17 protein-coding genes are annotated in these 12,254 nt (G+C 35.3%); 6 read left to right on the top strand and 11 right to left on the bottom strand.

Annotated features, from left to right (window positions below):
* Window positions 1-38: 38 nt before the first annotated feature.
* The 4 genes from IGI71_RS08200 to IGI71_RS08185 form a co-directional block, all read right to left on the bottom strand.
* The gene (locus IGI71_RS08200) at window positions 39-926 is read right to left on the bottom strand and encodes a carbohydrate ABC transporter permease (RefSeq protein ID WP_016609493.1); all 888 of its coding nucleotides are present in this window, start codon (window positions 924-926) and stop codon (window positions 39-41) included.
* Window positions 927-928: 2 nt separating this feature from the next.
* A complete protein-coding gene (locus IGI71_RS08195; RefSeq protein ID WP_156237285.1) occupies window positions 929-1,819 on the bottom strand; it encodes a carbohydrate ABC transporter permease in 891 nt (296 codons plus the stop codon).
* A gap of 17 nt (window positions 1,820-1,836) precedes the next feature.
* The gene (locus tag IGI71_RS08190; RefSeq protein WP_430616320.1) at window positions 1,837-3,144 is read right to left on the bottom strand and encodes an ABC transporter substrate-binding protein; all 1,308 of its coding nucleotides are present in this window, start codon (window positions 3,142-3,144) and stop codon (window positions 1,837-1,839) included.
* 151 nt (window positions 3,145-3,295) lie between these two features.
* On the bottom strand, window positions 3,296-4,753 hold the full coding sequence (locus tag IGI71_RS08185; protein WP_430616319.1) for a response regulator transcription factor: 1,458 nt from the start codon (window positions 4,751-4,753) through the stop codon (window positions 3,296-3,298).
* Between the two features lie 328 nt (window positions 4,754-5,081).
* Here IGI71_RS08185 and IGI71_RS08180 point away from each other — a divergent pair, with 328 nt between their 5' ends.
* Both IGI71_RS08180 and IGI71_RS08175 read left to right on the top strand, forming a co-directional pair.
* Window positions 5,082-5,486 (top strand): hypothetical protein, encoded by a 405-nt coding sequence (locus IGI71_RS08180; RefSeq protein ID WP_016609498.1) that lies wholly within the window; start codon window positions 5,082-5,084, stop codon window positions 5,484-5,486.
* Between the two features lie 154 nt (window positions 5,487-5,640).
* Window positions 5,641-6,036 (top strand): hypothetical protein, encoded by a 396-nt coding sequence (locus IGI71_RS08175; protein WP_016609500.1) that lies wholly within the window; start codon window positions 5,641-5,643, stop codon window positions 6,034-6,036.
* A gap of 213 nt (window positions 6,037-6,249) precedes the next feature.
* Here IGI71_RS08175 and IGI71_RS08170 read toward each other — a convergent pair whose 3' ends face one another.
* A complete protein-coding gene (locus IGI71_RS08170) occupies window positions 6,250-6,501 on the bottom strand; it encodes a hypothetical protein (RefSeq protein ID WP_015509648.1) in 252 nt (83 codons plus the stop codon).
* Window positions 6,502-6,772: 271 nt separating this feature from the next.
* On the bottom strand, window positions 6,773-7,723 hold the full coding sequence (locus tag IGI71_RS08165) for a zinc-binding dehydrogenase (RefSeq protein WP_430616318.1): 951 nt from the start codon (window positions 7,721-7,723) through the stop codon (window positions 6,773-6,775).
* A gap of 488 nt (window positions 7,724-8,211) precedes the next feature.
* Here IGI71_RS08165 and IGI71_RS08160 point away from each other — a divergent pair, with 488 nt between their 5' ends.
* From IGI71_RS08160 to IGI71_RS08145, 4 genes are all read left to right on the top strand, one after another.
* A complete protein-coding gene (locus tag IGI71_RS08160; protein WP_430616317.1) occupies window positions 8,212-8,565 on the top strand; it encodes a hypothetical protein in 354 nt (117 codons plus the stop codon).
* Complete coding sequence (locus tag IGI71_RS08155) at window positions 8,565-8,831, top strand: hypothetical protein (RefSeq protein ID WP_121261409.1); 267 nt, start codon at window positions 8,565-8,567, stop codon at window positions 8,829-8,831. Before IGI71_RS08160 ends, IGI71_RS08155 begins: the two co-directional genes overlap by 1 nt.
* A complete protein-coding gene (locus IGI71_RS08150) occupies window positions 8,752-9,009 on the top strand; it encodes a hypothetical protein (protein WP_142974222.1) in 258 nt (85 codons plus the stop codon). The genes IGI71_RS08155 and IGI71_RS08150 overlap by 80 nt, the downstream gene beginning before the upstream one ends.
* Window positions 9,010-9,507: 498 nt before the next feature.
* On the top strand, window positions 9,508-9,921 hold the full coding sequence (locus tag IGI71_RS08145) for a hypothetical protein (protein ID WP_074536836.1): 414 nt from the start codon (window positions 9,508-9,510) through the stop codon (window positions 9,919-9,921).
* A 119-nt stretch (window positions 9,922-10,040) separates the two neighbouring features.
* Here IGI71_RS08145 and IGI71_RS08140 read toward each other — a convergent pair whose 3' ends face one another.
* The 5 genes from IGI71_RS08140 to IGI71_RS08120 all read right to left on the bottom strand — a co-directional run bounded on the left by IGI71_RS08140 (window position 10,041) and on the right by IGI71_RS08120 (window position 12,246).
* Complete coding sequence (locus IGI71_RS08140) at window positions 10,041-10,319, bottom strand: hypothetical protein (protein ID WP_142967367.1); 279 nt, start codon at window positions 10,317-10,319, stop codon at window positions 10,041-10,043.
* Window positions 10,320-10,650: 331 nt separating this feature from the next.
* Window positions 10,651-11,430, bottom strand: a complete 780-nt coding sequence (locus IGI71_RS08135; RefSeq protein WP_430616316.1) for a peptidoglycan recognition protein family protein — start codon at window positions 11,428-11,430, stop codon at window positions 10,651-10,653.
* 38 nt (window positions 11,431-11,468) lie between these two features.
* Window positions 11,469-11,714, bottom strand: coding sequence for a phage holin (locus IGI71_RS08130; protein WP_142425454.1), 246 nt, complete (start codon window positions 11,712-11,714; stop codon window positions 11,469-11,471).
* Between the two features lies 1 nt (window position 11,715).
* Complete coding sequence (locus IGI71_RS08125; RefSeq protein WP_010749285.1) at window positions 11,716-12,009, bottom strand: hypothetical protein; 294 nt, start codon at window positions 12,007-12,009, stop codon at window positions 11,716-11,718.
* 36 nt (window positions 12,010-12,045) lie between these two features.
* A complete protein-coding gene (locus tag IGI71_RS08120) occupies window positions 12,046-12,246 on the bottom strand; it encodes a hypothetical protein (protein WP_121261419.1) in 201 nt (66 codons plus the stop codon).
* Window positions 12,247-12,254: the final 8 nt, after the last annotated feature.

Genomic DNA, 12,254 nt, shown 5'->3' with positions numbered 1-12,254 from the left:
ATTAGTTTCCCAAAATATTTTGCCATAAATTCCTCTCCTTACCCTTTTATGCCTCCTGCTGAAATGCCATCCACAAATTGTTTAGACGCGCAGAAGAACAAAATGATCGAAGGCAACAAGCTAATGACCGACATCGCGATTACCTGATTCCATGCAATCGAACTAGAAGCATCCATTGACATCTTTAGTGCAATTGCCACAGGGAATTTCTCTACACTGGAAATGTAAATCAATGGGCCTAAAAAGTCGTTCATTGACCACATAAATTGGAATAAGGAAATAGTGACAACAGACGGTCGAAGAATGGGTAATAAAACTTTTGTAAATACTTGAAAAGAATTACACCCATCAATCGTTGCGGCTTCGTCAAACTCTTTTGGAATTCCCCTTAAAAATTGAATCAACATAAATACAAAAAATGGTTCTTGTGCAAAAACGGCGGGAGCGATCAATGGCACATAGCTATCAAGAAAGCCTAATTGATTCCACAACATATACAAAGGAATTCGCGTGACGACCCCCGGCAAAAATAGTGTTGAGATCAGCAAACTAAAGAGAATTTTCTTAAAAGGAAAATCAAATCGAGCAAAGCCATAAGCCACAATTGGACACATGATGGCTGTAAAAAGAACTTTCGGAATGACAATTTTAAACGTATTGATAAAAAATGTCGTAAAGGTGAACTGGGTTCCGGTTTCCCACCCTTTAATGTAAGAAGAAAAATCCAAGCTCGACGGAATAAAACTTATGGAGGTGAAAATTTCTGCATTTGTTTTGAACGACGCTCCGACTAACCATATAATTGGATAAAGCATTAGAAATGCTACTGAGATAAGTAAGGTGTACCGAATGGTGGTATTGATTCTTTGCTTATTTTTCACAAAAGCATTTTTCTTATAGCTATCCATTTTGATTTCTGATGCCATACTTATTTGCCCCCTTCATCAGAATAGTAAACCCATCGATTCGATGTCTTAAACAAGACTAGGGTAAAAATCATAATAATTATAAATAAGACCCAACTCATCGCACTTGCATAGCCCATCTGGAAGAAACGAAAGGCATTGTCATAAATCATTAGCGATGTTAAATAAGTGGATTTTAATGGTCCGCCACTCGTAATCAAAAATGGTGCATTAAACTCTTGAAAGGCGTTGACAAGCTGCATCACTAGATTAAAAAAGATCGTTGGTGTGATTAATGGGATTGTGATCTTAAAAAAGATCCGCCATTTTCCTGCGCCATCAACTTCGGCTGCTTCGTATAATTCAACTGGTATTTCTTTAAGTGCCGCTAAGAAAATAACCATAGAAGAGCCAAATTGCCAAATTCTCAGTAATGAAATGACTGCCATTGCAGGCCCTGGTTCTGATAGCCAGCCAACAGGATCCAAACCAATCGTTGTTAACAATTGATTGATAAGTCCATCACCTGAAAACAAAAAGCGCCATAAGACCGCTATCGCTACGTTTCCACCTAAAATCGATGGAATATAATAAGCGGTACGAAAAAAATTGATTCCCTTTAACTTGAAGTTCAGGATGAATGCTATAAACAACGCAAAAATCAACTGAAACGGAACGGTGAAGAAGGCATAACGAAACGTTGCAAAAATTGATTGTAGAAAGTCCGGATCATCCGTAAAAAGTTTAATAAAATTATCAAAACCGACAAAAGTCGGTTTTGATATCAAATTATAGTTGGTAAAACTTAAAATAAGTGAGCTAATGAATGGATAAATAACGAAGATTACTAATCCAATCAGCCAGGGCATGATATAAAGTAGCCCCATTCTATTTCTTTTATGTTTTCCATTCATTTTAAATTCCCCCTATGTTACTCCCTCTTCATCGCTTCAATAGCTGTTTCTACTTGCCGAACCAATGACTCCGCAGCTTCTTCTGAACTAATGGTCTCTAAACCATAGCGTTCAAGAACGTCAGTATAGATAGCCGTTAATGTGGATTGTGTGAAATAAGGACCTTGATAAATTCCTTTTGTATCTGCCATAATATCTAAAATTGATTGTTCAAAATCAGAAATCATATTTGCTTCTGTTAAAATATCGATTGCTTTTTGATTGCCAGGAATTCCTCTGGCTGTCCCCATTGCTAGAACTCCCTCTTTTTCATTGAGCATGAAGTTTAGTAATTTTGCAGTTTCTTCGGGATGACGTGAATTTTTGCTAATTGAGAAAGCCATATTTGGTTGGGTTATCACACCTTCTATTTGGGCTCCGTCAATTTTTGGATACTTTGCGAGAACTAGTTCTTGATCATTTTCATCTAATACTTGCTTAAAACTATATGACCCTTGAATCCATTCCGTTTGTCCCGCGTACTGGCCTTCAATAAATTGTTTGACAGTAGCAACAGAATTACTTCCAATGTTTTCGATTACCTCTCTTTGTGTTGGAATCACACCGGCATCAACCATACTTTGTTTCCATTCTAAGCCTTCTTGAATCTGTTCAACGGACATATTCAAGTTTCCTTCTTCGTCGAAAATTGGCTTTTCATATTTTTGAGCTAAGTATTGCGCTATTTGATGGAAACCTAAACCTGCTAACGGATAATACCCGTCTGGAAATTTTTTCGCTGCTTCAACTAAGTCGTCCCACGTTTCAGGAATAGGAACATCGAACTTATCAAAGGTCGTTTTGTTATAGACAACACCTCCGATATTCTCGCCGAAGGTAACACTATTAAGCTTTCCGTTAATCATTCCAGGTTCAAGAGAATCTTCTGAGTAACCTGACAAATCAAGATGATCAGATAAATCTTCTAAATTATAAAAGCCATCGCCATCTGGTGAATAAACCATGAACCAGTCAAAATTCATTTGCATTAAATCCGGCTCTGTCCCCCCAGCAAGTTGGATTGCCATTTTTTCTTCATTCCCTTCCCAACCGCTATACTCTGCTTTGACAGAAATATTAGGATGAAGTTCTTCAAATTTTTCAATCATTTCTAAAGTGGCTTGATGGCGATCATCATTTCCCCACCAAGAAAAACGAATGGTCACATTTTCTTGATCATCCCCACTACTGTTACCATTGGAATTGTTGCCACAGCCTGTTAGAAGTGTGCCAACTGTTAAACCTACCCCTAGCAGCATCAGCAAGTTCTTTTTCTTCGTAATCATTTTGTTACCCCCTCGTTATGATATCGTTTACAAATATTAGGATAATCGATATTTTCATCAAAAAAAATAGAGAAAGTCGATGAAAAAACTCAAAAATCAGACTTTCTCTATTTACTATGATTTTTATAGTGAAAACTCTTTTTTAAATCACCTATGATTTCATCAGCCTATCCGATTTGTTCAAACTATCTTTTTGATAGCGTTTTGGAGATACCCCATACTTCTTTTTGAACAATTGACCAAAATAATCAGGATTATTCCCATATCCAATCAATTCAGCAACCTGAGCAACCTTTTTTCCTTCTTGCAACAAAGTAACTCCTTTAGATAAGCGCAACTCTAATAGCCGATCACTAAATTTCATACCAGTTTCTTTAAAGTATGTTTTCCCAAGATAATCTGGATTCAAGAATAGTAAATTTTTGGAGATCCATCGCAAGGAAAGTTCGGGATTATGATAGTTCTTTTCAAGAATATAGTTAATATTGGCTGAAATAGTATCATTCAATTGCTCTTTTTTCTTTAAATTAGACACACGGTCTAATAAATCATCCAGAAGATCCACCAATTGTAAATAATAAGTGACTTCATTGATTTGATTTAAAAAATTCATGTACCCTTTTGTATCGTCAAAATCAAATTCATTCATAACCTTTTTTACAAATGAGAAAAAGCGATCTTTCAAGTCTTGAGCAGGTACCTTCTTGTCTCGACAATGCTCCAATAGTTCAACACAAAATTCCCTCGCTTTGGTATACTCATTATCCCTAATTAGATCAATCAAGGGCTGGAATTCAGGAATTCGTTTTGAGCCTATATAATTTTTATCTGTCACATCACATTCATCTATGATCGTTAGTTTGTCAAAATAAAATCGATCTTCCAAACTAATTTGCCCTTTTTTGAAGGTACTAGTAATCCTATTGGGTCTTTGTTTTTCCGCTGTAAAAATAACACATCGTATATCAAAGCTCTCTATTCCACGTAAAATAGATGATAGCTCTTCGATTTGAAATAGATAGAAAAGTTGAACCCCTTTAAGATTTGTAGATGTAAATAAACATTGACTGTTTCTTAATTGAGCGGTAATAACGGGTTGAAGACGGTCGGCAAACTGTTCTTCAAACATAATGAGTGAGAATTCAGGTAGCGTAACTGATGTTTCTTCATTATTTAAAATGATATGATTGAGTTGTTCTTTCAAAAGCAAAAGTTGATTGTTTTGTATATTTGCCAAATCATTCAAACAATCAATAATACTATCTTGAAGTTCAATAGGCGAAACAGGTTTAAAAATAAAGTGTTTGACACCAAAACGCATGGCTTTTTTTGCATAATCAAGGGTCGCAACACCTGTAAAAATAATCGTTTTTGCTTGAGGATTTTTTTCGTGAATTAGTTGACATAAATCTAATCCAGTAACCTCTGGCATTTGGATATCCGTAATCATTAAATCCACTTGATTGTTTTCTAGGTACTGTTTCGCCTCTAAACCCGAATAAAAAACACCGGCGACCTCGACTGGTAACTGACTAATGCTGATCAAGTTAGCTACCCCATCAGCATTAACTTTCTCATCATCAATAACAATCAGTTTTGCTTTGTTCACAAAACACTCTCCTCTCTATTTGTTTAAAACGATTTCATTTTCTCAATAGATTCTACAAATGTATGGAAGGAATTCGTCCTATGATAAATATTCCTTCATTCAATATCATACTATAAAATACTTTGTTCAGAAGGTCTAGCTTTAATTAATTTTATTCGTTTAAGCTAAATGTCACTTAAGCTTAAGTTTCTTAAGAAGAAATCAGCTAAATTCAAGCTACCGTTTCGTCTCCCATTATTACTGTATTGATATATTTTAGCTTAAATTTCCCTCGCTTAGCACCTTCATCCTGATATAATGAAGTAAATCAACGACAAGGAGCCATAGCATGTCAAAAATAATTATTTCTGGAAGTATCGCTTTTCAAAAGGATTTTGAAGAACTGACGAATACACTTACTGAAAACGGTCATCAGGTGATCAATTATCCAAAAGCCACGGACGATCTTTCTACTCAGTTTCCAACCTTATTCGTAGACTTTTATAAAGACATAGAAAAAGCCGAGATTTTTTATTTGTATAACACAGAAAAAAATGGCATCTGTGGTTATATCGGTGCAGCTGGTTTTGCGGAAGCAACCTTTGCTTTGACTCGAAAACTACTTTACGGACAGAAGATCCAATTGTTTTTGCATGAGCAACCGAGTGAAAAAGTAGCTTGCTCTGAAGAGATTGGGCTGTGGAAAGAAAACGGTTGGATCACAGTTAAAAATCTAAACACATTTTTTGATTGAGAAAAACATTACTCCTTATATTAAAGCTGGCGGTAGTTTGATGAAAAAGCTCATATTGATCAGTGGTACGATGGGAATTGGTAAATCAACTATAACTGAAGAACTATCCAAACAAACAAAGCAGTCTGTTTACCTTGACGGAGATTGATGCTGGATGATGAATCCGTTTGTCGTCAATGAAGAAAACAAGGATATGGTGATCAACAATAGCCATTTTCTGTTAAACTCTTTTATCAATAACTCTATGATCAACGTCATTTATTTTTGCTGGGTTATGGATGAGCAAAAAATTGTGGATCGAGTCTTGAACGGCATCGCATTGGAAGATATTGACGTGCAACACTCCTCATTAATTGCCTCGCCAGAAAAATTGCAGAAAAACTTTGAAGGAGATATAACCACCGGGAAACGAACACTATCTGATTTACAGCGTTCACTGGATAGGTTACCAAAATATACTGAATTGCGTTCAAGAAAAATTGATATTTCCCATTACTCTGTTGCGGAGACCGTTTCAAAAATAAGAAAAATAATTTTGGCATCTTCTTAAATATTCCTTCAATTAGTAAATTTTGGCCCATGTTTTTTAACGCAACTATTCTCAGAGAGTTACTTCTTGTGACTGACACAAATAAGCCCACACTCATAAGAGCATGGGCTTATTGAGATCATTGTCAATTCTAAATCTTCAATTGAAATCTGGCTTTTATCAATTCAGATTTCAATTGCTGAATAATGGTGACAATTTCTTATTATTCTTCAATTACATATACTTCTCAACTTCATCAATTTCTTTTTGTAGTGCTTTTTCATCGTACTTTTCATACTTACCGGCTTCGTGTGCGATCTTTTTGATTTCATGAATCGCTTTTTTCTCAACGATCCATTTCTTCATACTATGTTTTTTTGCATCTGCATCTAGTGTGTCTAATTCAGCTAAATTTTCATCTAACTTATCAAGAACCTCTGCAATCTTTACCAATGCTTTTGCTTCCTTTTCTTCATAGTTTGTCATAGATATCACTCCTTAAGTATTTGATATATTTATCTTACTGCTGTAATTAAATATTTTCAAATTAAATGTACTGTGTATCACAAAGTTTTATCTTATTCTCACTGAATAGATAGAAACTATTAGTTTCTTGCAATATTCTATTCATTTTACATTTATTTTTATCCTTAAAGATGTATCAAAAGAGAACTATAGATTATATAAAAAAATTCCTTAGTGAAACATCAAACATTCGGTGTATCGTTTGCAATAAAAAATCTAGTTTTTTACCTTCTTATGGTTGCAGCAGAATTTTACCGATACTTTTTCCAGATTCTAAATAATCATGGGCAGCTTTTCCGTCAGCTAATGAAAAAATGGTTGGTTGACTGATTTTCATTTGATCCTTGCTAAAGTAGTCAAACAATCGAGAGCTTCTTCTCTCCCGCTCTTGAAAACTTGTCAAGTAATCCCAGAGATCTCCTGTCAAAATACTTTTTGATTTAGATAGCAAGGGAATAAAGTCGATCGCTGGCGGATTTCCACCGGCCATGCCAAAAAAGACAACCCTCCCTCTATTTTTGAGCAAGTCGACACTTTCGGCTAATGTATGCCCAATGCCATCATAAACGGTATCAAAGAAAGAGGTGTAGGATTCTTGCCATTTTGTATTTCTTAAAAAGACTTGTTTTGCTCCTTGGTCTAAAGCCAGTTGTCGCTTTTCTTCCGTAGAAGTGACGCCATACACTTCTAGACCATCTGCGGTTAATAATTGCGATAAAATTTGTCCGACACCACCACTTATCCCATGGACGAAGACCTTACTACGATTCACATTATTGCCAAGATCATGAGCTAAAAAATCAGCTGTCAACCCTTGCAGACCAATACTGGCTGCTAATTTAGGTGGTATACCTGATGGGATACGGATGGCATTTTCCTCAGGAACAGCCACCAATTCTGCATTAGCAAAAGGAACATCCACAAAAAGAATCGTTTCCCCTAGCTGAAACTTGGAGACAGATGTTCCTTTTTGAATAATCCTCCCTACCCCTTCATAGCCATTAATAAGAGGCTCTCGGGATTCAATATGATAGGTGCCCTTTCTCCGATAAATATCAGCATAATTCAACCCAATATACACCATTTCTACCAATAGCTCATTTTCATGAATGATGGGATCCGGCAAATCCCCATATGTTAAAACAGTTGAATCACCGAATTCATTAAAATACAACGCCTTCATGCGCAAATCATCTCCGATCTTCAATCTATCAAAAGCCACGCATCAATCGAATGAAACTATCTACTAAACAACCGACGAATGTCCCTTCGGTCATTTTAGATTTTTCCTTTTATTCAAAAAAAGCACCTTCTCTCGAAGGTACTTTCATTCTATTCCTCTTACTGACATCCGTCAAAACAGATTATTTCTTCGGTTCGTCCTCATCCATCTTCAGAACTGCCATGAAGGCTTCTTATATCATTCTGGTATTTAATAGTATTTATACGTCCTCCTTATTCCCTGTTCGTCCTTGATATAATTATATTCATCAATCCCCTATATTCTAAACAATGCCTATACTGCATTAAGAATGTTTATAAATACTTGTCAGATGGGCGGAATATTGGCGAAGAAAATGAAAAATGCATTCAAATATCTAAATTTTATAATTCTGTTCGCTTTACAAAGAGAACAAACGTTCGTATACTTTTTCGTAAGGAGTGATAATTATGGGAATGATTAAACCTTATGAGGATCGAAAAAAATTAAAGTGGATAGGATTCTTCTTGTCTGAACATACAACCGATATTGATAGAGTTGACAAAGAGTTAGCTTATGTATGCCCACCTAAACCAGAAATGGATGAAGAAGAAATAGGAAAGTTTCTTCAGGATGCGCTTATGAAACACAAAAAGTTAGCGATACAACTAAATTACACTCAGTTAGGGAGATTCATGCCTGATATAACTGGATTTCTGTCTGGTCATAATGATTTGGGAATCTATATCGGATCCACCCTCATAGAATATGGTGAAATTCGAAATATAGATTTCTATTCTGAGAAAAAGTGGTTTGATGTGTGATGAATATCATCAGCCAATACGAGCAAGGCTATTTATCCTATTCCGAGTTTATAAATGAATTTCCTGACTCTATTTCTGAATCACAGGAAGCTTTATTCGGCGCAAAATGTGTCGCGTTTTATGTTGCTGTCACTTTAGGTAAAACGGATTGTCGCTATTATTTACAAGCTTACGGAGGCGATTGTTATGAAAACGATGAAAGGCTATGTATCGAAGATACGTGTGTTGAAGATGAGCAAGACCCCTTTGATGCGGTTCTCGCTTGATGGAGTGAATTGTTTGATTGCAGCGCATAGTTTAAACTTCCTAGCCGATGTGGATGAGGGAATGCAAATTGTGGTTGTTGGTGAGTATAATGATCGCAAACAGTTTGTTGTGAAGAAGTATACTGTCATTGGCAAAACGAAGATCATGATTGAATTTGAAAATATCAATGTTCGATAAGCGTATTACTTTTCCTATTAAGTAAATTACTATATGATTATTATGATGACGGAACATAGTTCCACTTGCACGGCATATGAGAATATGCTGTGCTTTTTTTGCAAAAAAACCACTCCCGGGGAGGAGTGGCACAATTAGATAAAAAAGTTTTTTTATATGGTAAATTAATTATATGAGCGATCTAAAATTTATTCAAACCTTCTGCTCAAAAATAACCCACCCTCAAGGAGAGTGGGCCTGAAAAAAGATATAAAATGAAATAGCCCCGGTCAAGGCTATGATTCCATTTTACAAAGTAATATTTTTTATTTCAACAAAAAAGCCTCCCTAGTTATGATAGAGTGGATCAAAATAAGTAAAACAATGAAAAATTAAATTGGTTAGTTATTTACATACTATAGCCTTATTTGGATACAATTATCCTTTTTTAAGATTTTCTTTTTTCAGACTTTTTTAAATAAATTTCTGATATACTGAAAAAAAGAAAAGAGGACCGTCATGAGAAAAATTTTAGGTGGACTATTGCTAATATTAGTTTTAAGTGGCTGTGCATCAGCCAGTAAAAACTCTGATTCGAATAATATCGATGAAGTTCATTTTAAAGTTATGAACGGAAGTATCTATCAATTTGAAGATATAAATAAGAAAAGTTTGGATCAAGAAATAATTTCAAAGGTTCAAGATATGATATCCGAACTAGAGCTTACAGATAAGAACAAAGTAAAAGATTATGATGGACTTGTTGGAGCTAATACTTATGCGCTAGATTTATCTGAAAATGACAAGATAATTACTAGCTATACTTTTTATGGAAATTTTGTCACAGTAAAAACCGATGATGCAGAAAGCATCTATGAGTTGGATAATATGAAAGATGCAGAAAATCTTATTAATTTTTTACAAAAGATCTAGCGGTTAACTAAGTATTTTTACAAGCCCGCCGAAGCGGGCTATGTATTTATATAAACCAACCATCTCCATAGAGGAGTAACATAATTAAATAAAAAAATTTTTTTAATGAATATTGTTTTTCACATTTCATGCTGGTCAAAAAAAGCTGTATACTTCTCCAAAAGTTTAAAATCCTGCTCAAGATTTTTTCTAATTATTATCTTATCTCTTAAAAATGACTTACGAGATGTACGTGCTATCTTGTGATAAACATCATTTTTTATTAAATAGTCTAATTCTTCATTAATTGTCTCGAGGTTGCTTTGATCAGACGAAGATTGAAAATAGCGTATCGAATTGTATTCTAGGTGTCTTGCGCTGTTAATTACTTTTCTATAATGTAGTTTATCAACTTTCATAGAATCACCTCTAATACAAATCTACATCATTCTTAACTTTCTATCAATATGTTTAATTAATAAAATACTAATTTTAATACAATAATTAATATAAGTGGTCAAATTTTTAGAGCTTAGAGTATATATAAGAGATTTCTAATCAATAATATCTATTACGTTGAAATAATGATAAAATAAAAAAGAAGAGTGTTAGGCGCACTTCCCCAAGTTTTCACCGCCTAACTACTCTTCATAAAGTATTGCACGCACCTACTAATTTATAGTATAAACTTATTTACTGCAAGTAAAATGAATATGATCTATGTACAAGCCCGCCGAAGCGGGCTATTTTTTATGCTTCTGTTGCTACTTTGCGGAGATACGCAACTTGAACTGGATCTGTGTGAATCCAAGTGTTATAGCCTGCTTTTTCCATCATCGCTTGGATTTTCTTCAAGTCACCTTCTGTTTTCACATGAGTAAATTTGTTTCCTGTCAAAAAGTAAACTTTCGGATCATTTTGATTTCTAAATAGTAACATGGTTTCTCCTACTTTCTTTGATTGAATTTGTGGTGTGTTTGCTTGTGTGTTGTTGCTTGTATTGCTGAAAACTGCGTTCTTGAATCGTTCGAATTCGCTTGTTTTTGCCACCCAAGGAGCTGGACAGTTTTTGCCTGTTACATCAAAGTGGCGCCAAATCTTCTCTCTCGTAATATGAGGATAAATGGCAATCAATTCTTTGACTGCCTTCACAGCATTTTGGAATGTCTTTTCCGTAATGTTTCCATTCTTGTCTAGGCACATTTCAACACCGATCGTTGAATAGTTGGCGTTGCCTATCTTAGAATACAGCGGACGATAGCGTGAACCATCTGCATTGTATTTGCTGATTTCGTTAGCGTGATATGCAACTTCATTCAAGGGAATGATACAGAGTGCTTCAATATCATCTATAAACAGTTGAGCAGAAGCATAGATTCCTTTTAGATTATTAAAATAGTTCTTGTGATTGCGTGCGGTGCCACCATTGTTGGCGGTGTAGTGCATAACGATACCATCAATACCGTTATTCCTGATACCTGGTCTTGAGTACTCATTAATATTGATATACTCGTATTTGATGAAACTCATATCAATCATCCTCTCTAAAAAAAGAAGCAGCCGATCGGCTACTCCTTCTTGTCGGTAAACTCTTGTCCGTCCCCATAATCAGGTTTCTGGTCATCTTGATACTGGCTACTAGCGATATTTAAGAACACACCAGCTAAAGTTGCAGCAGCCGTGATCGTTCCAACAATAATTTCTGTCGAGAAGCCATATAAACCACCTAGAGTTACGATAAACGCCGTGATACCTGGCACCCCAACGGTTAAAACTTTTTTTGCTAAATCATATTGCTTGTTCGTCAATTTCATATTATTTCCCTCTTTCTTTCCATAAAGACTTTAATTGTTCCCCATGCTCAATCAATCGGTCATTGTGTTTATCCAAGCGCTCATCATGTCGCTTTAATTCATCATGAATTGCAACACGATCTGATTTACTTGCTTCTAAATCTCTGGTTAATAAATCAAGATTATGAGCGAGTTTGGTCAGATTATCTGCAATCTTTGTAAAGTTAGACATTACTGGTTTGATTACAAATGCCAGCATTCCCACGATTGTCATGATCCAACCTGCCCAAGTTGCTAACTCCCCTACGTTTAACATATGCCACCTACTTTCCAATAAATTAAAAGAGCAACCTTATTCTGGCTGCTCTTGTTCTATCATTTGTAACATTTTTGATTTCACTGCTTCATTTACGAAGCTGAGATCTAAATCCTCTTTCCCTAACGTCACTTCTGACTGAAAAGACATGTCTTTTTTCTTGCTCGACACTGAAACCGAATAACCAGAAACATTGCCCACATTGTCATAAATAAACGAGATTGACGAAATAACCATCTATATTC

The organism is Enterococcus sp. DIV1279b (genome assembly GCF_050531515.1).
GTDB classification, from domain to species: domain Bacteria; phylum Bacillota; class Bacilli; order Lactobacillales; family Enterococcaceae; genus Enterococcus_D; species Enterococcus_D casseliflavus.
Note: the sequence above shows the minus strand (reverse complement) of the source record. Positions and strands in the feature narration are given on the sequence as shown.